Genomic DNA, 25,032 nt, shown 5'->3' on the forward strand with positions numbered 1-25,032 from the left:
GACCTCACGCGCCCCACCCACCGGACCCGCCGCCCGGCAGCGGCGAGCCGCCACTCCCCAAGCCGTCCCGTGGGCTCCCCCCGGGGGCCGCCCCCCAGAAGCATTGCGGCGGAGGTCCGGCGGTCAAGGGTGAAGCGAAGCGCAATCGCCGCAGGCGACGCGACGCAGGAGCGCCCTTTACCGCCGGGCCTCCGCCGCCACACTTACTCCAGGCGGCCCCCACCCCAGACGCAACCACCGCCCCAGGGTCGTACGCCCCACCCCCTAAAACCCCGGCGGCTCCGTATAAACGCCCCACTCCTCGCGCAGTACGCCGCAGATCTCGCCCAGGGTCGCTTCCGCCCGTACCGCTGTCAGCATCGGCTCTATCATGTTCGAGCCGTCGCGCGCCGCCGCCAGCATCGCGTCCAGCGATGCCCGCACCTTCGCGTCGTCCCGAGCCGCCCTGCGCTCCGCCAGCGTCCGGACCTGCGCGCGCTCGACCTCGTGGCTCACCCGAAGGATCTCCAGGTCGCCCGTCACCGAACCGTGGTGGCAGTTCACGCCCACCACCCGCTTGTCGCCCTTCTCCACCGACCGCTGGTACTGGAACGCCGACTCCGCGATCTCACCCGTGAACCAGCCGTCCTCGATCCCGCGCAAGATGCCCGACGTGATCGGACCGATGGGGTGCCGGCCATCCCCGTGCGCCCGAAGACCCCGCTCCTTGATCTGGTCGAAGATCTTCTCCGCGTCCGCCTCGATGCGATCGGTCAGCTGCTCGATGTACCAGGAACCACCCAGCGGGTCAGCCACATTCGCGACGCCCGTCTCCTCCATCAGCACCTGCTGCGTACGCAGCGCGATCTCCGCCGCCTGTTCGCTCGGCAGCGCCAGCGTCTCGTCCAGCGCGTTCGTGTGCAGCGAGTTCGTGCCGCCCAGCACCGCCGCCAACGCCTCCACCGCCGTACGCACAACATTGTTGTACGGCTGCTGCGCGGTCAGCGAGACGCCAGCCGTCTGCGTGTGGAACCGCAGCCACTGTGCCTTGTCCGTCTGCGCACCGTACACATCCCGCATCCACCGCGCCCAGATCCTCCTCGCCGCACGGAACTTCGCGATCTCCTCGAAGAAGTCCACGTGCGCGTCGAAGAAGAACGACAGGCCCGGCGCGAAGTGGTCCACGTCCATGCCCCGCGACAGTCCCAGCTCGACGTAACCGAAACCGTCCGCCAACGTGTACGCCAGCTCCTGCGCGGCCGTCGCTCCCGCCTCGCGGATGTGGTATCCGGAGACCGACAGCGGCTTGTACGCCGGAATCGACCGCGCGCAGTGCTCCATCAGATCGCCGATCAGGCGCAGGTGTGGCTCGGGCTGGAAGAGCCACTCCTTCTGCGCGATGTACTCCTTGAAGATGTCGGTCTGGAGCGTGCCGTTGAGGACGCCCGGGTCCACCCCCTGGCGCTCCGCCGCGACCAGGTACATGCAGAACACCGGGACGGCCGGCCCACTGATCGTCATCGACGTCGTGACGTCGCCCAGCGGGATGTCCTTGAACAGGACCTCCATGTCCGCCGCCGAGTCGATCGCGACTCCACAATGTCCGACCTCGCCGAGCGACTTCGGCTCGTCCGAGTCGCGGCCCATCAGCGTCGGCATGTCGAAGGCCACGGACAGGCCGCCACCGCCGTTCGCCAGGATCATCTTGTAGCGCTCGTTCGTCTGCTCGGCGTTGCCGAAGCCGGCGAACTGGCGGATGGTCCAGGTCCGGCCCCGGTAGCCGGTCGGGTGCAGGCCACGGGTGAAGGGGTACTCGCCGGGCCACCCGATCCGCTCGAATCCCTCGTACGTGTCACCGGGCCGCGGCCCGTACACGGGGTCTACGGGGTCTCCGGAGAGCGTGGTGAAGTCCGCGTCGCGCTTGCGGGCCTTGTCGTAACGGGCCTGCCAGCGGCGGCGGCCTTCCTCAATCGCGTCAGCGTCCATACCTTCGAATTTACTAGGACGTCCTAGTAAATGTCGATGGCTGGCCGCCACAAGCCACGCTTGTGGCGGTGAGAACGCCATCACAAGGGGTGAGTCGTTACGCCTTCGCCGTCGCCGGGCGCGCGTCCGTGATCAGCAGGCGGGCCTCACGGGTGATCTTCGGCTCGACAAAGAAGGAGGCCAGCGGGATGCAGCCGGCCGCCAGTACCCACAGCAGCTTGCCGAACGGCCACTTCGCCTTGGTGCCGAGATCGAAGGCGAAGATGACGTAGATGATGAACAGCACACCGTGGATCTGCGAGATCAGCATGGTGTCGCCGACGTGGAACACGTACTTCGCGATGATCGCGACGGTGAACACCAGCAGCCACACGGCGGTGATGTACGCCATCACCCGGTATCGGGACAGCACATTCGACTTCATGGCGTCGAGCGTAGCGGGGGCCGACGGGCGATCTTCGCGCGGGTTGCCGCTTCTCGCCCGTTTCGTCGCCTACTTCTCCTCGAAGTCGTGCGCCGCCACCCGCAGCGGCCGCAGCATCGCGAAGATCTCCGCGCACTCCTCGGCGTCGTACACGCCGAGCCCGAAGTCCATCGCCATCAGGTCGCGGGTCGCCGCCTCCACCACCTCGCGGCCCTTCTCGGTGATCGAGGCGAGCGTGCCGCGGCCGTCGTTCGGGTTCGGGCGCTTGTCGACGAGGCCGGACTTCACCAGCCGGTCTACGGTGTTCGTGACGGACGTCGGGTGGACCATCAGCCGCTCGCCGATCTTGGACATCGGCAGCTCACCCTGCTTGGAGAAGGTGAGCAGCACCAGCGCCTCGTACCGCGCGAAAGTCAGTCCGTACGGCTTGACGACGGCGTCGACCTCGGCGAGCAGGATCTGGTGCGCGCGCATGATCGACGTGATAGCGGCCATCGAGGGGACGGGTCCCCAGCGCTGCCGCCAGAGTTCGTCGGCTCTGGCGATGGGATCGAACGGGAGGCTGAGCGGCTTCGGCACGGCGTCGACCTTACCGGCCGGTCATATCGTGAACATCCCCGTCTCGCGCTTCGGTCGATTTCGAGCCGCCACCCGGACCACCCGGCCGACGCCGACCACCCGGACACCCCGCACCCCCCACCCCACCCCCCACTCCACCCCACCCCCACCTCAGCGGTGTCGCAGCCATAGGCGATATGCGCACTATGCAACGATTGTCCGGTCCATATCGTCGCCCAGTCGAACCGTTCAAGGGGGCTGGATGTCCGGCCGCAGACCGACCCGCTCGCTCACCGCCGCAGTCGTCGCCTTCCTCGCGCTGGGCGTCGCCGCCTGCTCCGACTCCGGCGGCTCCGGGCCCGGGTCCGGGCAGGCGGGTGAGTCCGCCGCCGCGCAGAGCCGGCAGAACCAGGGAGTGAGCCGGGACTCGTCGCCGTACTGGGTCGACCCGGAAAGCGACGCCGCCCGCCAGGTCAAGGCATGGGACGCGGAGGGCCACAGCGCCGACGCCGATGTTCTGCGGCGTATCTCCGAGCGGCCGGTGGCCGAGTGGCCGGCCGGGGACGACCCGGCGCCCGGCATCACGAACGCCGTACGCGGCGCCGCCAAGGACGGCCGGACCGTCGTACTCGTCGCGTACAACATCCCGCACCGCGACTGCGGCCAGCACTCCGCCGGCGGGGCCGCCGACGCCGACACCTACCGCCGCTGGATCGGCTCGTTCGCCGACAGCATCGGCTCCGCCCCGGCCATCGTGATCCTGGAGCCGGACGCCGTACCGCACATCGTGGACGGCTGCACGCCACCCGAAGAGCACGACGAGCGCACCGCGCTGCTCTCCGAGGCGGTCGACCGGCTCAAGCAGCAGCCGAAGACCAAGGTGTATCTGGACGCGGGCAATCCGGCCTGGATCGATGATCCCGCCAAGCTCGTGGACCCCCTCAAGCGGGCCGGCGTCGACCGGGCCGACGGCATCTCGCTCAACGTCTCCAACTTCCAGACCGACGCCGCCGTCAAAGCCTTCGGCGCCCGGCTGTCCGCCCTCCTCGGCGGCACCGGCGGCACCAACGGCACCCACTACGTCATCGACACCAGCCGCAACGGCAACGGACCGCTCTCCGGCGGCCGTACCGACGCCTGGTGCAACCCCACCGGCCGCGCCCTCGGTACGCCGCCCACCGACCGCACCGGCGACCCGCTGCTCGACGCGTACCTGTGGATCAAGCGGCCGGGCGAATCCGACGGCGAGTGCCGCGGCGGCCCGGCGGCGGGCACCTGGTGGCCGGACTACGCGCTGGGGCTCGCCCGCCGCGCGAAGACGTGAGCCGAGCAGGAAGCCTCACGGCAGGCAGGAGGCCTCACGGCAAGCACGCGGGAAGCCTCACGCACGCACCCCGGAAGCCACACGGCAAGCCCCCCGCAAGCCTCACGGCACGTGAATCCACTTCGCCTCCGACGGCGTCCCCTCGCCGTCCGTGACGAAGAGCATGTACCAGCCGGGCGGCACCAGCGACTTGTCGTCCGGCACCTGCACCGTCACCTCGCCCCTGCCCTTCGTCAGGCCCAGCTCGATCGAGCGCTGCTCGACGTCCGTCGTGTGCGTGACCGCGCTCGGCCGCATCAGCCTGGCCCGCGCGATCCGCTCCGGATGCGCGGTCTTGTACGTCGCCTTCCCCGACGCGGCCAGCTCGCGCGGTCCGGCCCCCAGCGCCGGACGCAGCGCCTTGTCGCGGAAGAGGTACGGCGGCGTGTAGACCTCCATCCGCTGCTCGAACTTGCCGAGTTTTGTGTTGTCCTTGTCGCCGAAAAGCGAATCTGAGCCGAAGGTCACCACCCGGCCGTCGGGCAGCAGCAGCGCCTCGGAGTGGTAGTTGCGGCCCACCGTCGGCTCGGCCGCCTCCTTGAAGGCGTTCGTCTTCGGGTCGTAGAACTGCGCCTTGAGGATGTTGCTGGCGCCGCGTCCCCGGTAGTCCGTCGAACCGCCACTGGTGAAGACGGTGTCGTCCGGCATGATGACGCTGTTCAAGTAGCGGGTGCCCTGCGGCAGTTGGGGTCCGGTCTTGAAGGCCGGGCTGTCCTCGTCCAGGTCGATGATCGCCGTACGGCCGGTCGCCTTGTCGGACTCGCCGACTCCGCCGCCGCCGAGGATCATCACCCGCTGGTCCTGCGCGGGCGGCAGGACCAGTGAGGCCGCGGTCTCGGTCTGGTCGAGATCGGTCAGCCCGCCGACCTTCTTGAAGGTGTTCTTCCGCAGGTCCCAGATGCCTGGCTCGCGGCCCTTGTCGGCCGGCCCGTAGCCGGCGTTCGCACCGGAGTAGAAGAGCTTGCCGCCCTTGGTGAGGAAGAGCGCCGGGTACGTCGGGAAGTACCGGAAGGGCGCCTTCGACCACTTCTTCGTCTTCGGGTCGTAGTACTCGTTGTCACCGGCCAGGATGGCGCCGACGTCGTCGAGCCCGGAGACGGCGAGCACCCTGCCGTCCTGGAGGGTGACCAGCGTCGGGTACCAGCGGGCCTCCTTCATGGGGTCGACGGGTATGTACTTCTCCGCCTTCGGGTCGAATTCGTACGCCGCCCTGATCCCCTGGAAGTCCTGCTTGTCCATGGTGATCGCCTCGGCGAGGCCGTACGTGTTGTCGGCGTCCTCCCCTTTGAGCCCCACGATCTCGTACTGCGCGGACTGCTTCGTGACGGCCCGCGGGCCCTCCTCGACGGCCTCGACGAAGACCCGCGCCTCCGCTGCCTTGACCGTGGTCTTCCAGGGCAGCATGCGCCCGCTCTTGGCGTACGAGATCTTGAATTCGCGCTTCGCCTTCGGCACGGTCACGTCGAACTTCGACACGTACGTGACGCCGGAGGGGGAGCGGAAACGGGTGCCCTTCTTGAAGGTGATGGGCTTGTCCGGGTTCTCGTTCTTGACGCGCATTCCGCCGCCGGCCCGCATGACCTTGTCGCCCAGCACCTCGTAGCGCGCGGTGCCGCCCGCCACCAGCAGCCGTCCGTCGGGCAGTTGGGCGTGCCCGGCGCAGAAGAAGTCCTCCGGGGTCGGGACCAGCTTGAAGGAGTTGTCCTCCGGGTTCCACAGCACGGTCTCGAAGGTGCCCTCGTCGAACTTCTTCTGCTCGTTGCCCGAGCCCGCGATGATCAGCACCTTGCCGGTGTTGAGCAGGGCCGCGTGGATCGCGTTCGTACGGTATTCCTCCGGTATGTCGACGGTCGACCAGGAGCCGTACCGCGCCTTGTAGCCGGGCTGGGCGATCTTGTACGCGTGGTACTTCTCCTCCGCGAAGGACAGCGCCGCCGGGGCGTTGAGTCCAGCGAGCACCACGACGGCTCCGCCGCCCAGCAGGGTCTTCTTGAACTTCTTCGTAGGCCGGTAGCCCATGGTTCAGTTCCCTCCGGTCGTCGTGGCGAATGCGGGCTCCGGCTCCTCGCCCGGCACCGCGCTGCTCGTGGCGACGCCCTTGGCGGGCCTGACCACCTTGGTCGCGGCGCGTTCGCGCGCGGAGGTCCAGCACCACACCGCGACCGGCGAGAGTGCGATGACGAGTGCGAGTACGGCCCAGGTGCGCATCGCCACGTGGGTGTGACCCAGGTGGAAGGACGCGACCAGAGAGCTGACCAGTACGGCCGCCCAGAACAGGTGGATGCGGAACGTCAGCAGCCGGTCGGGGCTCGCCTCGCCGCCCTTGGGTGTGACCACGAAGCTGCCGCGGGTGCGCAGCACCGCCGAGCCGAGGGACTTGGCGTAGATCGGCGCGCAGAGCGCGGACATCGCCATGCCGGCCAGGCCGCCGGAGCCCGCGGGCTCGTGCGGCGAGACGTTGTGCCGCCGGTTCCACAGGTACAGCCCGATCTGGAGGGCCGCCGCGTCGCTGTAGAGCATCAGCCACACCGACGACGACACCTGGGTGCCGGATGCCCCGAACCACAGGAACAGCACGCAGCTGAGGATGCCGAGCAGCCAGTTGACGGCCGTCATCGGGTAGTAGACGAGCATCAGGGTGTACGTGAGCAGCCGGCCCGGCGGCACCCGGAAGGGCGCCTTCCAGAACTGCTTGAACAGCGTCTCGTACGTCCCGCGCGACCACCGAAGCTGCTGCGTGAAGAAGTCGGTCCAGGAGGCCGGTCCCTCGCCGACGGCGAGCACGTCCGGCGTGTAGACGGACCGCCAGAACCGCCCGGTCTCCCGGTTGCGCCTGCGGTGCAGCTCGAAGCCGGTGGCCATGTCCTCGGTGATCGAGTCGTACAGGCCGCCGATCTGCTTGAGGGCCCGGACGCGTACGACGTTGTTGGTGCCGACGAACATGGGGGCGCCGTAGCGGTTGCCGGCGCGCTGGATCAGCGCGTGGAACAGAAATTGCTGCGACTCCGCGGCCTTGGTGACGCACTTGTCGTAGTTGCCGTACACCTGCGGTCCGACGACGAAGGCGATGTCCGGGTCGCGGAAGTAACCGAGCATCCGCTCCAGGAAGTTGGGGAGCGGCACGTGGTCGGTGTCGACGGAGGCGAAGAAGTCGTAGGCGTCGCCGTGCATGGCCAGCCAGGCGTTGTAGTTGCCGTGCTTGGTCCGCGCCCGGTGCGGGCCCTTCCTGGTGTTCCACTCCGGTACGCCGCTGCGGGTGAAGTGCCGTACGCCCAGCTCCGCGCAGAGCGCCCGCGCCTGCTCGTCGTTGCCCTCGTCGAGGAGCCAGATGTCGAGCGGCCCCTCGTGCCGCAGTGCGACCGCGCCTTCGAGGGTGGCGCGCACCATGGACAGGGCTTCCTTGCCCGGTACGTACGTCGTGAGGAACGCGACCCGGGTGCCCGGCTCGGGCGTCACGGGTACCGGGTCCCTGGCGACCATCGTGGCGTGTGCGATCGACACCACGTTGACCAGCATGAAGAACATGATCATGCCGATCGAGGCCAGCATCACCCGGTCCAGATGGACCAGCCAGCGGTCGCCGCCCTCCCGTTCGGTCCAGTGGGTCGGCCAGACCAGGTAGACCAGCAGGAGCGCCGAGAGCAGGGGAGCCAGCGTCATCAGCAGTACGGCGCGTATTCGGTGTGGTTCCTGCGCCATCAGGCTTCGGTACTGAACCCGGTACGCGGTGGTGCCGGGCTCCGTCAGCGGCCCGGCGAGCCGGCTGTGGGTGTCGTAGTCGTAGCCGTTCGGCCGCACTGTGCCTCCCGCAGTCGAGGGCGTTCGATACCCCCACATAAAAGGACATTTGGCGGCGTGTCGAACCGGGTCGTCCGAGCGGGCGGTTTTTGGCGCACGGCAGTTTGAACGACGAAGCCCCCGACCGCGACGGCGGTCGGGGGCTTCGCGTCAACAGGTTCAGGCACTCAGATGGCGCTCCACCGTCTCGACCTTCGAGGTCAGACCGTCGGTGACACCGGGCCGGATGTCGGCCTTCAGGACCAGCGACACGCGCGGCGCGCGGGCCTCGACGGCGGCGACGGCGCGCTTGACGACGTCCATCACCTCGTCCCACTCACCCTCGATCGAGGTGAACATGGCGTCGGTGCGGTTGGGCAGTCCGGACTCGCGCACCACGCGCACCGCGTCGGCGACGTACTCGCCCACGTCCTCGCCGACACCCAGCGGGCTGACGGAGAAGGCGACGATCATGCGCCGACCACGCCTTCCTTGCGGGCGCGGGTGGCGATGACGGCGTCCTCGGCCTCGCGCTTGAGGCGCTTGTCGGCGAAGAAGCCGCCGGCCGGCAGGATGGACATGGCGAAGTAGAAGGCGGCGGTCTTCAGCGGCCACTTGGTCCGGTTCCAGGCATCGGCCCAGAAGAGGACGTACAGGACGAAGAGCAGACCGTGGATCGCGCCCATGACCGGAACCGCGTTGAATTCCGTGGTGCGCTTGAGCACCGAGCAGACGAGCAGCAGCAGGAAGGAGACCGCCTCGGGTACGGACACCAGGCGGAGGCGGCGGAGTGCGGAAGCGGTCTTGATGTCCACGGAGGGGCAACCTTCGTCGTCGCAGGGAACTGTCGATCTTGTGCTGTGCCTTCTGGTGGACTCCCCCGGATCCCCTGACGCACAAGCTCGCGCCCCATTGTGGCAGCCCGCCGGAGCCGCCCTTTATCAGGGTCCGGTTCACGGGATACCGTCACTCATGTGGCTCAGTTCCGACTCCAAGGCAGCAAGGTGCTCGCCGTCGACATGACCGGCGACGCCGTCAAAGCGAAAAACGGCTCGATGGTCGCGTACGACGGCCAGATGGCCTTCAAGAAGATGTCCGGCGGCGGTGAGGGCGTGCGCGGCATGGTGACCCGCCGCCTGACCGGCGAGCAGCTGACCGTGATGGAGGTGAGGGGCCACGGCACCTGCTATTTCGCCGACCGCGCGAGCGAGATCAACCTCGTCTCACTCCACGGCGACAAGCTGTACGTCGAATCCAGCAACCTCCTGTGTACGGACGCGGGCCTGCGCACCGGCACCTCCTTCACCGGGCTGCGCGGCGGCGCGACCGGCAACGGCCTGTTCACCACGACCGTGGAGGGCACCGGCCAGGCGGCGATCATGTCGGACGGCCCGGCCGTCGTCCTGCGCGTCTCCGCCCAGTACCCGCTCCAGGTCGACCCCGGTGCGTACATCGCGCACCAGGGCAACCTCCAGCAGCACTTCCAGTCGGGTGTCAACTTCCGCACGCTGATCGGCGAGGGCTCGGGCGAGGCGTTCCAGATCCGCTTCGAGGGCGAGGGACTCGTCTACGTGCAGCCGAGCGAGCGCAACACCGTCGGGGGCGACGTCTGATGCCGTTCCGCGAAATCAACTCCCGCATGGTCGAGGCACAGATCGCCCCGGGCCAGAAGATGTTCAGCCAGCGCGGCGCGATGCTCGCCTACAAGGGCGACGTCTCCTTCACCCCCAACATCCAGGGCGGCCAGGGCGGCGTGATGTCCATGATCGGCCGCCGGGTCGCCAACGAGACGACGCCCCTGATGACGGTCGAGGGCTCGGGCACGGTGATGTTCGGGCACGGCGGCCACCACATCCAGGTGATCAACCTGACCGGCGACACCCTCTGCGTCGAGGCGGACCGCCTCCTGGCCTTCGACGGCACCCTCACCCAGGGCACGATGTTCATGGGTTCGCAGGGCGGCGTCATGGGCATGGTGCGCGGCCAGGTGACCGGCCAGGGCCTGTTCACCACCACCCTCAAGGGCCACGGCGCGGTCGCCGTGATGGCGCACGGCGGCGTGATCGAGATCCCGATCACCCCCCAGCGACCGATCCACGTCGACCCACAGGCGTACGTCGCGCACCACGGCGACGTACGCAACAAGCTCTCCACCGCACTGGGCTGGCGCGACATGGTGGGCCGCGGCTCGGGCGAGGCGTTCCAACTGGAGCTGTCCGGCCAGGGCGCGGTGTACGTACAGGCCTCGGAGGAAAAGCTGTGACCACCCCCGTGATCTTCGACCCGCACACGCTGCCCTCCGACGACAACGTCAATCCGTACACCTTCTGCGTGGAGCTCAAGGGGAGCCAGTGGTTCCTGCAGAAGGGCAAGATGATCGCCTATTACGGGCGCATCGACTTCAACGGCATCGGCCACGGCCGTTTCGACCGCCTCCTGCGCACCAGCTTCCACTCGCCGCTGCACGCGAGCGACTGGGTGGTGGCGGAGGGCCAGGGCAAGATGCTGCTCGCGGACCGCGCGTTCGACGTCAACAGCTTCGACCTCGACAACGGCAACCTGACCATCCGCTCCGGCAACCTCCTGGCGTACGAGCCGAGCCTCGCGCTCAAGCAGTCGATCGTGCCGGGCTTCCTCACCCTCATCGGCACCGGCAAGTTCGTGGCGGCCTCCAACGGCCCCGTGGTGTTCATGGAGCCCCCGATCCGCGTGGACCCGCAGGCACTCGTGGGCTGGGCGGACTGCCCGTCCCCGTGCCACCACTACGACCACGGATACATGACGGGCGTCATGGGCGGGATCAGGTCACTGACCGGCATCGGCGGTACGTCGGGCGAGGAGCACCAGTTCGAGTTCGCCGGGGCCGGCACCGTACTGCTCCAGTCCACCGAACTCCTTATGGCGGAGCAGGCCACGGGCGCGGTTCCGTCCCAGGCGGGGGTGCCCGGCGGCCAGGGCGCGGGGCAGGGGCATCCGGGCGGCGCACCGCGTCTTCCCGGTCAGCTGGGGGACCTCCAGCGTCGCTTCGGGCTGTGAGCGGTAGTCTGCGGAGTGTGACGTCGAACGTCTGCGCCCCTGCTGCGTGCCGGGCGTCACATTCCGCAACTTCGTCCAGTATTCAACTTCTTAGGTAGAATCCATACATGGAGACCGAGACGGCCACCCCCTGGCTGACCGATGCCGAACAGTGCGCCTGGCGGACCTACCTGGACGCCAACAGGCTGCTGACCTATCAGCTCGAAAAGGACCTTCAGCCCTTCGGGCTCACCATCAACGACTACGAGATCCTCGTCAATCTCTCCGAGTCGCAAGAGCGCCGGCTGCGGATGAGCGACCTCGCGGCAGCGACCCTCCAGTCCAAGAGCCGCCTCTCCCACCAGATCACCCGCATGGAGAGCGCGGGCCTGGTCCGCAGGGAGAACTGCGAGTCCGATCGCCGCGGCCTGTACGCCGTACTGACCGACCACGGCAGCGAAACGATGAAACAGGTCGCTCCACACCACGTGGAGTCCGTACGCCGGCACTTCATCGGCATGCTCTCCCCCGAGGCACTCGCCGACATGAAGGCCGCCCTCACCCCGGTGGTCGAGCAGTTGCGGGGCCGACGCGGAAAGATCTAGCCGGCCGGCAGCCGCAGTGTGAAGAGAGCACCGCCGCCCTCTCCTTCACTCACGGACAGTGAGCCGCCGTGCCGCATGGCGACATCACGCGCGATCGCCAGCCCCAGCCCCGCGCCACCGTCGTCGCGGGTGCGCGCGTCGTCCAGCCGTACGAACCGCTCGAAGATCCGCTCACGCTCCTCCACAGGCACCCCCGCACCGTCGTCGGCGACCCCGAGCACCACCGCGCCACGCTCACGGCGCACGGAGACTGCGACCGAACTCCGCGCATGCCGCTGGGCGTTGTCCAGCAAGTTGCCGAGGACCCGCGCCAACTGCCCACGCGACCCGGACACTTCGAACGAACCGGAGCCCACCACCGTCACCGGCAGCGGGTCGTTCCGCTGCGAGACCTCCTCCCGCACCAGCGCACCCAGGTCGACGCGCCCCTGCCCGGGCCGCTCCCCGGCGTCCAGCCGGGCGAGCAGCAGCAGATCGGCGGCCAGCCCCTGAAGCCGTACGGTGTCCCGCACCGCGCCCTCCACATCCAGCAACTCCGGATGCGCGGCGCCCACTTCCAACTGCGTCCGCAGCGAGGCGATCGGGCTCCGCAACTCGTGCGAGGCATCGGCGACGAACCGCCGCTGCCGCTCCACCGACGCCTCAAGTGCCGCGAGCGTCTCATTGGTGGTCACGGCCAGCCGCGCCACCTCGTCGCGCGCGTCGGGCTCCGGCACCCGCCGCGACAGATCCTCGGAAGCGGTGATCGCGGCCATCTCGCGCCTGATCCCCTCCACGGGCCGCAGGGCCCGCCGCGTCACCAGCCACGTCACCCCGCCCACCACCGCGAGCAGCGCGGGCAGCCCGATGAGCATGGACTCACGCACCGTCCCGACGGCGCTCCGCTCGGCGGCCAGCGGCGCCCCCGCGTACACCGTGACGTCCTCCCCGCGAGCCGTCCGCACTTCGACGGCGGCGAACCGGTAATCGGCCCGCTCACCGTCCACCGTGGCGCTCCCGGACGACATCCGGGGCTCATCAGCGGAAACCTCTCCGTCCCCCGAGTCGTCGTCCTCGCCCGCCCCCCCGCCTCTCACCCTGACCTCGGAACTCCCCGCCCCCTCGATGGCCTCCAGATCCTCACTCACGGCGACCACCCGCCCGTCCTCGTTCACCACCTGCACGGGACGGCCCTCGGGCCAGTCCACATCGGCGTACGAACGGTCCACGGCCATCTGCGAGGCCACGTTCTGCGCGGCCACCTCGGCCTGGAGGTCGGCCTGGTCGATCAGATTGGCCCGCAGCACCAGCAGCACGGCCAGCCCGGCGGCCACCAGCGCCACCGCGACGACCGCCGTGGCCCCGAGTGCCGCTCTGGCCCGTACGGACCCGAAAAGCCGCCTCATCCCGCCACCAGCCGGTACCCGGCGCCGCGCACCGTCTGGATCCGCCGGGCGCCGAGCTTCCGCCGCAGGGCGCTCACGTACACCTCGACGATGTTCGGATCACCGTCGTACGCGAAGTCCCACACATGCTCCAGAATCTGCGCCTTGCTGACCACCTCGCCGGCCCGCACCGCGAACTGCTCCAGCACGGCGAACTCCTTGGCCGTGAGTACGACTTCGTCCTCACCCGCATACACCCGCCGGCTGGCGGTGTCCATCCGCAGATCTCCCACCACGACCACCGGCGAAGCTCCGGCACTCGCCCGCCGCCGCAACAGGGCCTTGACGCGCGCGACCAGCACCACGTACGAGAACGGCTTCGTCAGGTAGTCATCAGCGCCCGTATCGAGCCCCTCCGCCTCGTCGTACTCCCCGTCCTTGGCGGTCAGCATCAGAATCGGCACATCATTTCCCGCGGCCCGCAACGCCGCACACACCCGATAGCCGTTCATGCCGGGCAGCATGATGTCGAGAAGGACGAGATCGTACGAGCCCTCCCCGGCCCGGTGCAGCCCTTCCAGCCCGTCGTGCACCACGTCCACGGCGAACCCCTCGGCAGTGAGCCCCTTGGCCAGGGCCACCGCGAGCCGCCTCTCGTCCTCCACGATCAACAAGCGCATGCGCCAAGGTTCGCAAACCGAACCTGAAGAAGCCTTCAGCACACTTCAGGTCGCCTTCAGCATCCCTCAGCCACATTAATCCCCGTAGCAACCAACCGCTCGGGAGGAAACCTCATGAAGCGCAAGCTCGTCATCGCCACCGCCGTCACGGCCCTGCTCATCGGCGGAGGCACCGCGACAGCGTTCGCGACATCGGACGCACCGGCCACGAGCACGGTGACCCTGGACGAGGCGACGGCAGCGGCCGTCAAGTCCACACCGGGCAAGGTCACCGGAGCGGAACTCGACGACGACCGGCCCATGTGGGAGATCGACGTCTTCGGCAAGGACGCCAAGTGGCACGACGTGGACGTGGACGCCAAGACCGCGAAGGTCCAGGGCACCCACACGGAGGCCGACGAAGACGACCGCGCCCCCAAGGACACGAAGGTCACCATGAGCGAGGCCGCGAAGGCGGCCCTGAAGGCGCGGCCCGGCACGCTGACGTCCATCGACCTGGACGACGACGGTACGTGGGAAGCGGAAATCCGGGCCAAGGACGGCAAGGAGCACGAGCTGACCGTCAACGCCACCACGGCAAAGGTGACGGCGGACCAGGCCGACGCGGACGACGACAACGACTCCGACTAGCGCCGACCCGCCGGCCACCCACCGGGCTGAACCACCTGGGCCCGGGCGCCACCCGCACCGTCATCCCACCGGCGTGAGGGGGCGGGACGCGCAGGGGGCGGTGTTCGGGACGTAAAGCGTGATTTGTGGGCAGGACGCGGGCTTCGCGATTCAGCTCCGTATCGCGCCTAAATCATGCAGTCCCGAACACCGCCCCCGGAGCGGCCCGCCCCCGGCACCACCGCGCCCGCACCACCACACCCGCACCACCGGCCCCGCACCCCCGACTACCCCTCGGTAAGCCCCGCCACCAGCTCGTCCGCCGCCGCGTAAGGATCAAGCTCCCCCGCCACGATCCGCTCGGCGAGTGCCCCCAGCCGCCGGTCGCCCCGCAGGTCGCCGATCCGCTCCCGCAGCGCGGTGACCGCGATCGTTTCCACCTCGTGCGCCGCCCGCTTCGCCCGGCGCTCCCCGAGCACCCCGCGCTCCTCCATCCAGGCCCGGTGCTTCTCCAGCGCCTCGACGACCTCGTCGATGCCCTCGCCCCGCGCCGCCACCGTCTTCACGATCGGCGGCCGCCAGTCCCCGGGCCCTCGGGACTCCCCGAGCCCCAGCATGTGGTTGAGCTCGCGGGCGGTCGCATCGGCCCCGTCCCGGTCGGCCTTGTTGACGACGTACACGTCACCGATCTCCAGGATCCCCGCCTTCGCGGCCTGGATCCCGTCCCCCATCCCCGGCGCCAGCAGCACCACGGAAGTGTCGGCCTGCGAGGCGATCTCCACCTCCGACTGCCCGACACCCACCGTCTCCACCAGCACCACATCGCACCCAGCCGCATCCAGCACCCGAATGGCCTGCGGCGCCGCCCACGCCAGCCCGCCCAGATGCCCGCGCGTGGCCATCGACCGGATGTAGACGCCCGGATCCGACGCGTGCTCGGACATCCGCACCCGGTCCCCCAGCAGCGCGCCGCCGCTGAACGGCGAGGACGGGTCCACCGCCAGCACCCCGACCCGCTTCCCGGCCCGCCGGTACGCCGACACCAGCGCCGACGTGGAGGTCGACTTGCCCACTCCCGGTGACCCGGTAAGCCCCACGACGTACGCGTTGCCGGCGAGCGGAGCCAGTGCCGCCATCACCTCACGCAGTTGCGGGGACGCCCCCTCGACCAGCGAGATCAGCCGGGCAACGGCACGCGGCCGGCCCTCTCGCGCCTGAGCCACCAGCCCGGGGACGTCCTGCATCACAACTCCGCTCCTCGATCAAGCACTACGGAAGGGTTACGCGTCCGTGATTACGTGGATTACGAGCCGTGATTACTGGCCCGCGACCTTGATGATCAGCGCGTCACCCTGACCGCCACCACCGCACAGCGCCGCAGCCCCGACACCCCCACCACGCCGCTTCAGCTCAAGCGCCAGGTGCAGCACAACCCGCGCGCCGGACATCCCGATGGGGTGCCCCAGGGCAATCGCACCACCGTTGACGTTCACCTTTTCCGGGGACACTCCGAGGTCCTTCATTGACTGCACGGCAACGGCCGCGAAAGCCTCGTTGATCTCGATGAGGTCAAGATCCTCAACCCCGATCCCTTCCTTCCCCAGCGCGTGCTCGATCGCGTTCGAGGGCTGGGACTGAAGCGAGTTGTCCGGTCCGGCCACGTTTCCGTGGGCGCCGATCTCGGCGATCCACTCCAGCCCGAGGGCCTCCGCCCTGGCCTTGCTCATGACCACCACGGCCGCCGCACCGTCCGAGATCTGCGAGGCGGTACCGGCCGTGATGGTGCCGTCCTTCGTGAACGCCGGCCGCAGCCTGCCCAGCGACTCCGCGGTCGTCTCGGGCCGGATCCCCTCGTCCTTCGAGAAGAGCACCGGCTCACCCTTGCGCTGCGGGATCTCGACGGGCGTGATCTCCGCCTCGAAGAGCCCGTTCTTCTGTGCGGCGGCGGCCCGCTGGTGCGACTGCGCGGCGAATTCGTCCTGCGGGCCGCGGGCGATCCCGAGCCGGGTGTTGTGCTTCTCGGTCGACTCTCCCATCGCGATGCCCTCGAAGGAGTCGGTCAGCCCGTCGTGGGCCATCGAGTCGAGCATCTCGATCGCGCCGTACTTGAAGCCGTCACGGGACTTCGGCATGACGTGCGGCGCGTTGGTCATGGACTCCTGCCCGCCGGCCACCACCACGTCGAACTCACCGGCGCGGATGAGCTGGTCCGCCAGCGCGATCGCGTCGAGCCCCGACAGGCAGACCTTGTTGACGGTCAGCGCGGGCACATGCATCGGAATCCCGGCCTTCACGGCCGCCTGGCGGGCGGGGATCTGGCCCGCCCCGGCCTGAAGCACCTGCCCCATGATCACGTACTGGACCTGGTCTCCGCCGATCCCCGCCCGCTCCAGGGCCGCCTTGATGGCGAACCCGCCGAGGTCCGCACCGGAGAAGGACTTCAGCGAGCCGAGCAGCCGGCCCATGGGCGTACGGGCACCAGCGACGATGACGGACGTTGTGCGATTCGTTCCAGACATGAGGCACAGCCCCTTGGGATGAGGAGTGAACGACGGTTTACCTCAATGTACTGAGCGGTACGGGCCCGGTCACCGGGCAGCGAGTGTGATCGCGCGCACGTTGCGTAACCACCACCAATCGCGCTGCACTGGACCCATGCTGACGCGAATCGACCACATCGGAATCGCCTGTTTCGACCTCGACAAGACCATCGAGTTCTACCGTTCGACCTATGGCTTCCAGGTGTACCACTCGGAGGTCAATGAGGAGCAGGGCGTACGTGAGGCCATGCTCAAGATCAACGAGACGTCCGACGGCGGCGCCACCTACCTCCAGCTACTGGAGCCCACCCGCGAGGACTCCGCAGTGGGAAAGTGGCTGGCCAAGAACGGTGAGGGGGTCCACCACATCGCCTTCGGCACCCCGGACGTGGACGCCGACGCGGAGGCGATCCGCGGCAAGGGCGTACGGGTCCTCTACGACGAGCCGCGCATCGGTTCCATGGGCTCCCGCATCACCTTCCTGCACCCCAAGGACTGCCACGGAGTACTGACAGAACTGGTCACTTCGGCCCCCGCCTCCACCACGGAGCACTGACCGGAGCACTGTCCCGCTGATCCCACGCCGGTAGAGTGGGCGGTTCCGGTCCGGGGCCGGACCGGGGCCTGTGACTCATGCCTCACTGTTGATCTGAGACCATTCCCCCCGGGGGCCGTCCGATGTCGGGCGGTGCTTGTTCTGAGAGTTCGGAAGAGTTGCGACCAGGGGACGGATGGGACCGCGCAGTGCGGGGCTACGAACGGCACGAGCCTGACGACCATCTCTCGCGGTTCGAAGCCGAGATGGAGCGGCTGAAGACCGAGCGGGAGAAGGCGGTTCAGCACGCCGAGGACCTCGGCTACCAGGTCGAGGTGTTGCGCGCCAAGCTCCATGAGGCGCGCCGCAATCTGGCGTCCCGTCCCGCCTATGACGCGGCGGACATCGGTGACCAGGCCGAGCAGTTGCTCCGTAACGCCCAGATCCAGGCCGAGCAGCTCCGTACCGACGCCGAGCGTGAACTGCGCGACGCCCGGGCGCAGACGCAGCGGATCCTCCAGGAGCACGCCGAGCACCAGGCAAGGCTCCAGGCCGAGTTGCACACGGAGGCGGTCACCCGCCGTCAGCGGCTCGACCAGGAGCTCTCGGAGCGCCGGCAGACCGTCGAGGCGCACGTCAACGAGAACGTGGCGTGGGCCGAGCAGCTCCGCGCCCGTACCGAGGCGCAGGCCCGCCGGCTCCTGGAGGAGTCCCGCGCCGAGGCCGAACAGGCGCTTGCCGCCGCCCGCGCGGAGGCCGAGCGCGTCGCCCGCGAGACCCGGCAGCGGCTCGGTTCCGAGGCGGAGAACGCCCGCGCCGAGGCCGAAGCGATTTTGCTGCGCGCCCGCAAGGACGCCGAGCGCCTGCTGAACGCCGCCTCGAACCAGGCGCAGGAGGCGACGACCCACGCCGAGCGGCTGCGTACGTCGACGACCGTCGAGTCCGACCAGGCGCGCCGGCAGGCCGCCGAGCTGAGCCGCGCCGCAGAGCAGCGGATGCAGGAGGCCGAGGCGGCGCTGCGCGAGGCGCGCGCCGAGGCCGAGAAGGTCCTCACCGAGGCGAAGGACGCGGCGGCCAAGCAGCTCACGTCGGCCGAGTCCGTGAACGAGCAGCGCACCCGTACGGCCAAGTCCGAGATCGCCCGGCTGGTCGCCGAGGCCACGAAGGACGCCGAGGCGGTCAAGGCGGAGGCCGAGCAGGCGCGCGCCGATGCCCGCGCCGAGGCGGAGCGGCTGGTGGCCGAGGCCGCCGAGAAGGCCCGTACGGCCGCTGCCGAGGATTCCGCGGCCCAGCTCGCCAAGGCGGCCCGTACCGCCGAGGAGGTCCTCACGAAGGCGTCGGAAGACGCCAAGGAGACCACCCGCAAGGCGTCCGAGGAGGCCGAGCGGATCCGCCGCGAGGCCGAGGCGGAGATCGAGCGGCTGCGCAGCGAGGCGGCGGCCCAGGCCGACCAGCTCAAGGGCGCGGCGAAGGACGACACCAAGGAGTACCGGGCCAAGACGGTCGAGCTGCAGGAGGAGGCGCGCAGGCTGCGCGGCGAGGCCGAGCAGCTCCGGTCCGAAGCAGTCGCCGAGGGCGAGCGGATCCGCGGCGAGGCACGCCGGGAGGCGGTCCAGCAGATCGAGGAGGCGGCCAGGACCGCCGAGGAGCTGCTGACCAAGGCACGCGGCGACGCCGACGAGTTGCGTACGTCCGCGTCCGCCGAGAGCGAGCGGGTGCGCGGCGAGGCGATCGAGCGCGCCACGACGCTGCGCAAGCAGGCCGAGGAGACCCTGGAGCGCACCCGCGCCGAGGCCGACCGGCTGCGCGCCGAGGCCGAGGAGCAGGCGGCGAGCACGACGGCCGACGCCGAGGAGGCCGCCCGCGCACTGCGCGAGGAGGCCGAGCGCGGCATCGCCGCCCGTCAGGCCGAAGCGGCCGGGGACCTGGCCCGGCTGCACACCGAGGCCGAGCAGCGTGTCACCGCCGCCGAGAAGGCGCTGGGCGAGGCCAGGACCGAGGCCCAGCGGCTGCGCCGGGAGGCCGGCGAGGAGATCGAGCGGCTGCGGACCGAAGCGGCCGAGCGGGTACGTACGCTCCAGGCGCAGGCCGAGACGGAGGCGGAGCGGCTGCGGACCGAGGCGGCTGCCGATGCCTCGCAGTCGCGCGCCGAGGGCGAGGCCGTCGCCGTACGGCTGCGCAGTGAGGCGTCGAACGAGGCCGAGCGGCTCAAGACGGAGGCGCAGGAGAGCGCCGACCGGATCCGCTCGGAGGCCGCCGCCGCCGCCGAGCGCGTCGGCGCCGAGGCCGCCGAGGAGCTGGCCGCCGCCCAGGAGGAGGCCGCGCGGCGCCGCCGGGAGGCCGAGGAGACGCTGGCCACCGCCCGCGAGGAGGCGGAGCGGGAGCGTACGCAGGCCCGCGAGCAGAGCGAGGAGCTGCTGGCCTCCGCCCGCAAGCGGGTCGAGGAGGCACAGACCGAGGCGCAGCGCCTGGTCCAGGAGGCGGACTACCGGGCGACGGAGCTGGTCGCGGCCGCCGAGCAGACGGCCCAGCAGGTACGGGACGCCGTCGCCGGGCTGCACGAGCAGGCCGAGGAGGAGATCGCCGGGCTGCGATCGGCCGCCGAGCACGTGGCGGAGCGGACGAAGAGCGAGGCGCAGGAGGAGGCGGACCGGCTCCGCGCCGACGCGTACGAGGAGAGGGAGCGGGCCACCGAGGACGCGAACCTGCTGCGCCGCCAGGCGCAGGAGGAGACGGACGCCGCGAAGGCGCTCGCGGAGCGCACGGTCGGGGACGCGATCACGGAGGCGGAGCGGCTGCGTTCCGACTCCTCCGAGTACGCGCAGAGGCTTCGCACGGAGGCTTCCGACGCGCTGGCTTCGGCCGAGCAGGACGCGGCGCGTTCGCGCGCCGAGGCCCGCGAGGACGCCAACCGCATCCGTAACGAGGCGGCGGCGCAGGCGGACCGGCTGATCGGTGAGGCGACGGGCGAGGCCGAGCGCATGGCGGCCGAGGCCGTGCAGTCGCTGACGGCCGCCGGGCAGGACGCGGCCCGGATGCGGGCCGAGGCCGAGCAGGTCAAAGCGGACGGCGAGGCCGAGGCCGAGCGGCTGCGTGCCGAGGCGCGCGAGGAGGGTGAGCGGCTTCTCGACGAGGCGCGCGAGGCCGCCGACAAGCGGCGCGGTGACGCCGCCTCCCAGGCCGACAAGCTCGTCTCCGAGGCGGCCAGTGAGGCCGACAAGCTCGTCACCGACGCGAACCAGGAGTCGGAGCGGCTGCGCGCGCAGGCCGAGCGAGTGCTCGCCGAGGCGCGCGAGGAGTCCGACCGGATCCTCGACGCGGCGCGCAAGGCCGCCGGCAAGCGGCGGGGCGACGCCGCCTCCCAGGCCGACAAGCTCGTCTCCGAGGCGAGCAGCGAGGCCGACAAGCTGCGCGCGGAGGCCGAGCGGGTGCGCGGCGAGGCGGGCGAGGAGTCCGACCGGATCCTCGACGCGGCGCGCAAGGCGGCCGACAAGCTGCGCGGCGACGCGGCAGCGCAGGCCGACCGGATCGTCGCCGAGGCGAGCGGCGAAGCCGAACGGCTGCGCGCGGAGGCCGCCGAGATGGTGGGCTCGGCCCAGCAGGCGGCGGAGCGCATCAGGTCCGAGGCGCAGAAGGTCAAGACGGACGCCGAGGAGGCGGCCGAGCGGGTGCGCGGCGACGCGCGGGGTGAGGCGGACCGGCTGCTCGACGAGGCGCGTCAGGCGGCGTCCAAGCGCCGCTCGGACGCGGCGGAGCAGGCCGACCAGCTCATGGCGAAGGCGCAGGAGGAGGCGCTGCTCGCCGCGACGCGGGCGGAGGAGCAGGCCGACACGATGGTCGGCGCGGCCCGCAAGGAGGCCGAGCGGCTGGTCGCGGAGTCGACGGTCGAGGGCAACTCCCTGGTGGAGAAGGCCCGTACGGACGCCGACGAGCTGCTGGTCGGGGCGCGCAGGGACGCCACCGCCATAAGGGCGCGGGCGGAGGAGCTGCGGGCCCGTACCGAGGCCGAGATCGAGGAACTGCACGAGCGGGCCCGCCGGGAGACGTCCGAGCAGATGCGGACGGCCGGCGAGCGCGTCGACAAGCTGGTGAAGGCCGCGACGGAGCAGCAGGCCGAGGCCGAGGCGAAGGCCAAGGCGATGATGGCCGAGGCGAATTCGGAGGCGGGCAAGGTCCGGCTCGCCGCGGTGAAGAAGGCCGAGGGGCTGCTCAAGGAGGCCGAGCGGAAGAAGGCCGAGCTGGTACGGGAGGCCGAGCGGGTGCACGCCGAGGCCAAGGCGGAGGCCGCGCGCATGGTCGAGGAGGGCCAGCGGGAGCTCGATGTGCTCGTACGCCGCCGGGAGGACATCCAGGCCGAGATTTCCCGTGTCCAGGACGTGCTTGAGGCGTTGGAGTCCTTTGAGGCACCGACCGGGGGCGGCAAGGCGGCGTCGAACAGCGGCTCCGGCGGCGGCGGTGTCAAAGCCGGCGCGGCCGCAGGTTCCACTCGATCGGGTGGCAAGTCATCCGACGGTTAGCCACTCAAAAGGGGTGTCATTCTCCAGATCAAACGGGCATTGACTCGATGACACGCCGCTTCGGCCCCTAGGATTCCCCCTAACACCTCACCGGTCACATTCGACAGGAACCCAGGAACCCCATGAGCGACACTTCCTCCCCCTTCGGCTTCGAGCTCGTGCGGCGTGGTTACGACCGCGGTCAGGTGGACGACCGCATTACCAAACTCGTCGCCGACCGTGACAGTGCTCTGGCCCGAATCACTGCTCTGGAAAAGCGCATCGAGGAACTCCACCTCGAGACGCAGAACGCCCAGGCCCAGGTGAGCGACGCGGAGCCGTCGTACGCCGGTCTCGGTGCGCGCGTCGAGAAGATCCTCCGCCTCGCCGAGGAGGAGGCGAAGGACCTGCGTGAGGAGGCCCGCCGCGCCGCCGAGCAGCACCGCGAGCTCGCCGAGTCCGCCGCGCAGCAGGTGCGCAACGACGCCGAGTCGTTCGCCGCCGAGCGCAAGGCGAAGGCCGAGGACGAGGGCGTTCGTATCGTCGAGAAGGCCAAGGGTGACGCCTCTACGCTGCGCGGCGAGGCCCAGAAGGACGCGCAGCAGAAGCGCGAGGAGGCGGACGCCCTCTTCGAGGAGACCCGCGCCAAGGCCGCCCAGGCCGCCGCGGACTTCGAGACGAACCTGGCCAAGCGCCGCGAGCAGTCCGAGCGCGACCTGGCTTCGCGTCAGGCCAAGGCCGAGAAGCGTCTGGCCGAGATCGAGCACCGCGCCGAGCAGCTTCGTCTGGAGGCCGAGAAGCTGCGTACGGACGCGGAGCGCCGTGCCCGTCAGACGGTGGAGACCGCGCAGCGCCAGGCCGAGGACATCGTGGCCGACGCCAACGCCAAGGCCGACCGGATCCGCAGCGAATCGGAGCGCGAGCTGGCGGCGCTCACCAACCGCCGCGACTCGATCAACGCGCAGCTCACCAACGTCCGCGAGATGCTGGCCACGCTGACCGGTGCGGCCGTCGCCGCCGCCGGTGCCCCGGCCGACGACGAGCCGATCACCCGCGGCGTCCCGGCCCAGCAGACCCGCTGACGGCTGTAAGTACCGCGAAAAAGCCCCCCGTCATTCCGGTGGCGGGGGGCTTCGTACGCCCTTAGCGTGGCCGACATGCTGTGCTTTCCCGGCGGACGACCCCCGGACCCCCAGCCGGAGGAACAGGTCGGCCACCTGACCGAGGCGCCTTCGCGAGGTGAGTTTCAGTGATCGAACTGACGGGGCTGACGAAGCGTTACGGCGAGAAGGTGGCCGTCGACCATCTGACCTTCACCGTACGGCCGGGCATCGTGACCGGCTTCCTGGGCCCGAACGGGGCGGGCAAGTCGACGACGATGCGGATGGTGCTGGGCCTGGACAACCCGACGGCCGGTGACGTCCGCATCGACGGCAAGCACTACGCCGACCTCAGGGACCCGCTGAAGTACATCGGCGCGCTCCTCGACGCGAAGGCGATGCACGGCGGCCGCAACGCGTACAACCACCTGCTGTGCCTGGCCCAGAGCAACGGCATCCCGCGCAGCCGGGTCTCGGAAGTCCTGGAGACGGTGGGCCTGACGTCGGTCGCGAAGAAGCGCGCGAAGGGCTTCTCGATGGGCATGGGCCAGCGCCTCGGCATCGCGGGCGCTCTCCTTGGCGACCCCGAGATCCTCATGTTCGACGAGCCGGTGAACGGCCTCGACCCCGAGGGCATCCACTGGATCCGCAACCTGATGAAGGCGCTGGCCTCCCAGGGCCGTACGGTCTTCGTCTCGTCCCACCTGATGAGCGAAATGGCGCTCACCGCCGACCACTTGGTCGTCATCGGCCAGGGCAGGCTGCTCGCCGACACATCGATGGCCGGCTTCATCCGGGAGAACTCGCGCAGTTACGTACGCCTGCGCTCCCCGGAGCAGGAGCGGCTGCGCGATGTCATGCACGAGGCCGGGATCACGGCGGTCAGCGCAGCGAACGGGTCGCTGGAAGTGGACGGCGTGACCTCGGAGCAGCTCGGTGAGCTCGCCGCCAGGCATCAGCTCGTACTCCATGAGCTGAGCCCTCAGCAGGCCTCACTGGAGGAGGCCTTCATGCGGCTGACCGCCGAGTCCGTCGAGTACCACGCTCACTCCGACGGCGACAGGCCCGAACCGCCGGGGGCGGGCTGGGGCGCCGGCGTGCAGCAGCCGAAGAGGAAAGGGGTCTGAGCCATGGCGGCCACACAGGTACTGAAGTCGGAATGGACCAAGATCAAATCGGTTCAGTCCACGATTTGGACACTCAGCCTTGCCGCAATCGTCACAATCGGCCTCGGTGTACTGATCAGTATTCTTTCGAAGAACGAATTCCAGAAGATGAGCGCACAGGACAAGCTCGCCTTCGACCCGACCTTTGTGAGTTTCGCGGGGATGAGCCTCGGCCAGCTCGCGATGATCGTTTTTGGTGTGCTCGTCGTGTCGAACGAATACAGCACCGGCATGATCCGCATGTCGCTCGCCGCCGTCCCGCAGCGCGGCACCTTCCTCTTCAGCAAGATCACCATCGCCTCGGCGCTGGCACTGGCCGTGGGTATGGTGACGAGTTTCGCCTCCTTCTTCCTCGGCCAGGCGATGCTCGGCGACCTGAGGGCGGACATCGGCGACCCGGGTGTGCTGCGCGCGGTGGTCGGCGGCGGCCTCTACATGACCCTGATCGCGCTGTTCTCGATGGGCGTGGCATCGATGCTGCGCAGTCAGGTGCTCGCTCTCGGCGTTCTGATGCCGTTCTTCTTCCTGCTCGCGCCGATCCTGGGCAACGTCTCCGCGACCAAGAAGGTCGGCCAGTACCTCCCCGACCAGGCCGGCAGCAAGATCATGCAGGTGGTCGCCCCGGCTGGCGACGACGCGCCGTACGGCCCGTGGGGCGGGCTGCTGATCATGGCCCTGTGGGTGGCCGCGGCCGTGGCGGGCGGATATGTCCTGCTGCGGAAGCGGGACGCGTAGGCCGGTCGGCGCCGGACAGCTCGCCCGCGTACCGGCTTAGCAGGAACCGTCAGCCGCTGGTTATCCTCCTAACCCTTACGGGGGCGCGTTCGGCCATGAG

22 protein-coding genes are annotated in these 25,032 nt (G+C 69.8%); 11 read left to right on the forward strand and 11 right to left on the reverse strand.

All coding sequences use genetic code 11. From position 1 onward, the window contains the following. Window positions 1-264: 264 nt before the first annotated feature. The 3 genes from icmA to G412_RS0117195 form a co-directional block, all read right to left on the reverse strand. The gene (icmA, locus tag G412_RS0117185) at window positions 265-1,965 is read right to left on the reverse strand and encodes a coenzyme B12-dependent isobutyryl-CoA mutase large subunit (protein WP_028813169.1); all 1,701 of its coding nucleotides are present in this window, start codon (window positions 1,963-1,965) and stop codon (window positions 265-267) included. Between the two features lie 97 nt (window positions 1,966-2,062). Beyond that, a complete protein-coding gene (locus G412_RS0117190) occupies window positions 2,063-2,389 on the reverse strand; it encodes a DUF3817 domain-containing protein (protein ID WP_037649066.1) in 327 nt (108 codons plus the stop codon). A 69-nt stretch (window positions 2,390-2,458) separates the two neighbouring features. Continuing rightward, complete coding sequence (locus tag G412_RS0117195) at window positions 2,459-2,968, reverse strand: MarR family winged helix-turn-helix transcriptional regulator (RefSeq protein WP_028813171.1); 510 nt, start codon at window positions 2,966-2,968, stop codon at window positions 2,459-2,461. Window positions 2,969-3,209: 241 nt separating this feature from the next. Between G412_RS0117195 and G412_RS0117200 the strand changes: the two genes are divergently transcribed. After that, complete coding sequence (locus G412_RS0117200; protein ID WP_028813172.1) at window positions 3,210-4,271, forward strand: glycoside hydrolase family 6 protein; 1,062 nt, start codon at window positions 3,210-3,212, stop codon at window positions 4,269-4,271. Between the two features lie 102 nt (window positions 4,272-4,373). Here G412_RS0117200 and glxA read toward each other — a convergent pair whose 3' ends face one another. The 4 genes from glxA to G412_RS0117220 form a co-directional block, all read right to left on the reverse strand. Next, window positions 4,374-6,329: a radical copper oxidase GlxA gene (gene glxA / locus G412_RS0117205; protein WP_028813173.1), complete on the reverse strand. Its 1,956-nt coding sequence runs from the start codon at window positions 6,327-6,329 to the stop codon at window positions 4,374-4,376. 3 nt (window positions 6,330-6,332) lie between these two features. Next, window positions 6,333-8,108: a glycosyltransferase family 2 protein gene (locus G412_RS0117210; protein ID WP_028813174.1), complete on the reverse strand. Its 1,776-nt coding sequence runs from the start codon at window positions 8,106-8,108 to the stop codon at window positions 6,333-6,335. Window positions 8,109-8,267: 159 nt separating this feature from the next. Continuing rightward, window positions 8,268-8,561 (reverse strand): MTH1187 family thiamine-binding protein, encoded by a 294-nt coding sequence (locus G412_RS0117215; protein ID WP_028813175.1) that lies wholly within the window; start codon window positions 8,559-8,561, stop codon window positions 8,268-8,270. Next, the gene (locus G412_RS0117220; protein WP_028813176.1) at window positions 8,558-8,902 is read right to left on the reverse strand and encodes a DUF3817 domain-containing protein; all 345 of its coding nucleotides are present in this window, start codon (window positions 8,900-8,902) and stop codon (window positions 8,558-8,560) included. Before G412_RS0117220 ends, G412_RS0117215 begins: the two co-directional genes overlap by 4 nt. Window positions 8,903-9,061: 159 nt before the next feature. Between G412_RS0117220 and G412_RS0117225 the strand changes: the two genes are divergently transcribed. From G412_RS0117225 to G412_RS0117240, 4 genes are all read left to right on the forward strand, one after another. Further along, the gene (locus G412_RS0117225) at window positions 9,062-9,700 is read left to right on the forward strand and encodes an AIM24 family protein (RefSeq protein ID WP_028813177.1); all 639 of its coding nucleotides are present in this window, start codon (window positions 9,062-9,064) and stop codon (window positions 9,698-9,700) included. Next, on the forward strand, window positions 9,700-10,350 hold the full coding sequence (locus G412_RS0117230) for an AIM24 family protein (RefSeq protein ID WP_028813178.1): 651 nt from the start codon (window positions 9,700-9,702) through the stop codon (window positions 10,348-10,350). The genes G412_RS0117225 and G412_RS0117230 overlap by 1 nt, the downstream gene beginning before the upstream one ends. Then, the gene (locus G412_RS0117235) at window positions 10,347-11,123 is read left to right on the forward strand and encodes an AIM24 family protein (protein WP_028813179.1); all 777 of its coding nucleotides are present in this window, start codon (window positions 10,347-10,349) and stop codon (window positions 11,121-11,123) included. The genes G412_RS0117230 and G412_RS0117235 overlap by 4 nt, the downstream gene beginning before the upstream one ends. A gap of 107 nt (window positions 11,124-11,230) precedes the next feature. Then, window positions 11,231-11,707, forward strand: a complete 477-nt coding sequence (locus G412_RS0117240; RefSeq protein WP_028813180.1) for a MarR family winged helix-turn-helix transcriptional regulator — start codon at window positions 11,231-11,233, stop codon at window positions 11,705-11,707. Here the strand turns inward: G412_RS0117240 and G412_RS0117245 are convergent. Next, a complete protein-coding gene (locus G412_RS0117245) occupies window positions 11,704-13,092 on the reverse strand; it encodes a sensor histidine kinase (RefSeq protein WP_028813181.1) in 1,389 nt (462 codons plus the stop codon). The two genes, G412_RS0117240 and G412_RS0117245, sit on opposite strands and share 4 nt — an antisense overlap. Further along, window positions 13,089-13,751 carry a response regulator transcription factor gene (locus tag G412_RS0117250; RefSeq protein ID WP_028813182.1) on the reverse strand — a complete coding sequence of 221 codons (663 nt, stop codon included), beginning with the start codon at window positions 13,749-13,751 and terminating at the stop codon, window positions 13,089-13,091. Before G412_RS0117250 ends, G412_RS0117245 begins: the two co-directional genes overlap by 4 nt. 114 nt (window positions 13,752-13,865) lie before the next feature. On the opposite strand from G412_RS0117250, the gene G412_RS0117255 reads away from it, so the two are divergent. Next, entirely contained in the window at window positions 13,866-14,381 is a 516-nt protein-coding gene (locus G412_RS0117255) for a PepSY domain-containing protein (RefSeq protein ID WP_028813183.1), read from the forward strand. 266 nt (window positions 14,382-14,647) lie between these two features. Here the strand turns inward: G412_RS0117255 and meaB are convergent, their stop codons facing one another. Together meaB and G412_RS0117265 are read right to left on the reverse strand one after the other, a co-directional pair. Next, the gene (meaB, locus tag G412_RS0117260; protein WP_028813184.1) at window positions 14,648-15,604 is read right to left on the reverse strand and encodes a methylmalonyl Co-A mutase-associated GTPase MeaB; all 957 of its coding nucleotides are present in this window, start codon (window positions 15,602-15,604) and stop codon (window positions 14,648-14,650) included. A gap of 72 nt (window positions 15,605-15,676) precedes the next feature. Continuing rightward, entirely contained in the window at window positions 15,677-16,879 is a 1,203-nt protein-coding gene (locus G412_RS0117265; RefSeq protein ID WP_028813185.1) for an acetyl-CoA C-acetyltransferase, read from the reverse strand. Between the two features lie 136 nt (window positions 16,880-17,015). Here G412_RS0117265 and mce point away from each other — a divergent pair, with 136 nt between their 5' ends. The 5 genes from mce to G412_RS0117290 all read left to right on the forward strand — a co-directional run bounded on the left by mce (window position 17,016) and on the right by G412_RS0117290 (window position 24,932). Further along, window positions 17,016-17,456, forward strand: a complete 441-nt coding sequence (gene mce / locus G412_RS0117270) for a methylmalonyl-CoA epimerase (RefSeq protein WP_028813186.1) — start codon at window positions 17,016-17,018, stop codon at window positions 17,454-17,456. A gap of 188 nt (window positions 17,457-17,644) precedes the next feature. After that, window positions 17,645-21,952, forward strand: a complete 4,308-nt coding sequence (scy, locus tag G412_RS0117275) for a polarized growth protein Scy (protein ID WP_028813187.1) — start codon at window positions 17,645-17,647, stop codon at window positions 21,950-21,952. Between the two features lie 122 nt (window positions 21,953-22,074). Then, the gene (locus tag G412_RS0117280) at window positions 22,075-23,013 is read left to right on the forward strand and encodes a coiled-coil domain-containing protein (protein WP_028813188.1); all 939 of its coding nucleotides are present in this window, start codon (window positions 22,075-22,077) and stop codon (window positions 23,011-23,013) included. A 167-nt stretch (window positions 23,014-23,180) separates the two neighbouring features. Beyond that, complete coding sequence (locus G412_RS0117285; RefSeq protein WP_028813189.1) at window positions 23,181-24,158, forward strand: ABC transporter ATP-binding protein; 978 nt, start codon at window positions 23,181-23,183, stop codon at window positions 24,156-24,158. A 3-nt stretch (window positions 24,159-24,161) separates the two neighbouring features. Beyond that, window positions 24,162-24,932, forward strand: a complete 771-nt coding sequence (locus tag G412_RS0117290; RefSeq protein ID WP_028813190.1) for an ABC transporter permease — start codon at window positions 24,162-24,164, stop codon at window positions 24,930-24,932. The last annotated feature ends 100 nt before the right edge of the window (window positions 24,933-25,032 follow it).

Origin of the sequence: Streptomyces flavidovirens DSM 40150 (assembly GCF_000429085.1) — a bacterium.
Lineage (GTDB): Bacteria > Actinomycetota > Actinomycetes > Streptomycetales > Streptomycetaceae > Streptomyces > Streptomyces flavidovirens.

What these genes read in the sequence shown, in the direction of transcription:
- G412_RS0117250 (WP_028813182.1), bottom strand. Translation starts at nt 13,751, where the DNA reads ATGCGCTTGTTGATCGTGGAGGACGAGAGGCGGCTCGCGGTGGCCCTG.
- G412_RS0117200 (WP_028813172.1), top strand. Translation starts at nt 3,210, where the DNA reads ATGTCCGGCCGCAGACCGACCCGCTCGCTCACCGCCGCAGTCGTCGCC.
- G412_RS0117265 (WP_028813185.1), bottom strand. Translation starts at nt 16,879, where the DNA reads ATGTCTGGAACGAATCGCACAACGTCCGTCATCGTCGCTGGTGCCCGT.
- mce (WP_028813186.1), top strand. Translation starts at nt 17,016, where the DNA reads ATGCTGACGCGAATCGACCACATCGGAATCGCCTGTTTCGACCTCGAC.
- glxA (WP_028813173.1), bottom strand. Translation starts at nt 6,329, where the DNA reads ATGGGCTACCGGCCTACGAAGAAGTTCAAGAAGACCCTGCTGGGCGGC.
- G412_RS0117190 (WP_037649066.1), bottom strand. Translation starts at nt 2,389, where the DNA reads ATGAAGTCGAATGTGCTGTCCCGATACCGGGTGATGGCGTACATCACC.
- G412_RS0117215 (WP_028813175.1), bottom strand. Translation starts at nt 8,561, where the DNA reads ATGATCGTCGCCTTCTCCGTCAGCCCGCTGGGTGTCGGCGAGGACGTG.
- G412_RS0117245 (WP_028813181.1), bottom strand. Translation starts at nt 13,092, where the DNA reads ATGAGGCGGCTTTTCGGGTCCGTACGGGCCAGAGCGGCACTCGGGGCC.
- meaB (WP_028813184.1), bottom strand. Translation starts at nt 15,604, where the DNA reads ATGCAGGACGTCCCCGGGCTGGTGGCTCAGGCGCGAGAGGGCCGGCCG.
- G412_RS0117240 (WP_028813180.1), top strand. Translation starts at nt 11,231, where the DNA reads ATGGAGACCGAGACGGCCACCCCCTGGCTGACCGATGCCGAACAGTGC.
- G412_RS0117290 (WP_028813190.1), top strand. Translation starts at nt 24,162, where the DNA reads ATGGCGGCCACACAGGTACTGAAGTCGGAATGGACCAAGATCAAATCG.
- G412_RS0117255 (WP_028813183.1), top strand. Translation starts at nt 13,866, where the DNA reads ATGAAGCGCAAGCTCGTCATCGCCACCGCCGTCACGGCCCTGCTCATC.
- icmA (WP_028813169.1), bottom strand. Translation starts at nt 1,965, where the DNA reads ATGGACGCTGACGCGATTGAGGAAGGCCGCCGCCGCTGGCAGGCCCGT.
- G412_RS0117280 (WP_028813188.1), top strand. Translation starts at nt 22,075, where the DNA reads ATGAGCGACACTTCCTCCCCCTTCGGCTTCGAGCTCGTGCGGCGTGGT.
- G412_RS0117230 (WP_028813178.1), top strand. Translation starts at nt 9,700, where the DNA reads ATGCCGTTCCGCGAAATCAACTCCCGCATGGTCGAGGCACAGATCGCC.